Raw genomic sequence first — 483 nt, 5'->3', positions numbered from 1 at the left:
CGCCAGCTTGCCGGTGGACGGGCCGTGGCGCGCTTGACCGCGATCAAGCGGCGGCGCTGCTCACTCGAAGCACTCCAGGCGTTCGCGGTCGAGGATGCTGATTTCGCGGCCGTCGAGGCGGATGATGCCCTCGTCGCCGAGGCGGTGCATGATTCGCGAGAAGGTTTCCGGCTGGATCGACAGGTGACCGGCCACCAGTTGCTTGGCCACCGGGATTTCCACCCGGCAGTTCTCCCCCGGCGCGTGGGCGGCGAGGGTCAGCAGGTAGCGCACCACGCGGTGGGTGGCGTTCTTCAGGGAAAGCGTCTCGATCTCGTCGATGCGCTGGTGCAGGCGGGTGCTGAGCTTGGCCAGCAGGGCCAGGGCCAACGGGGTGTTGTCCTGCAACTGGCGCAGGTAGGCCTTGTTGGAGAAACGGAACAGCTGGCTGGGCACCACGGCCTGGGCGGTGGCCACGTAGTTCGGGGTGTCCATGAACATCAT

At 66.9% G+C, this 483-nt stretch carries 1 pseudogene; it reads right to left on the bottom strand.

The window, feature by feature from the left end:
• Window positions 1-60: 60 nt before the first annotated feature.
• Window positions 61-483 (bottom strand): annotated as a pseudogene (gene dnr, locus GYB81_RS23735) (transcriptional regulator Dnr); the annotation flags it as partial.

Origin of the sequence: Pseudomonas yangonensis, from assembly GCF_009932725.1 — a bacterium.
GTDB classification, from domain to species: domain Bacteria; phylum Pseudomonadota; class Gammaproteobacteria; order Pseudomonadales; family Pseudomonadaceae; genus Aquipseudomonas; species Aquipseudomonas yangonensis.
Note: the sequence above shows the minus strand (reverse complement) of the source record. Positions and strands in the feature narration are given on the sequence as shown.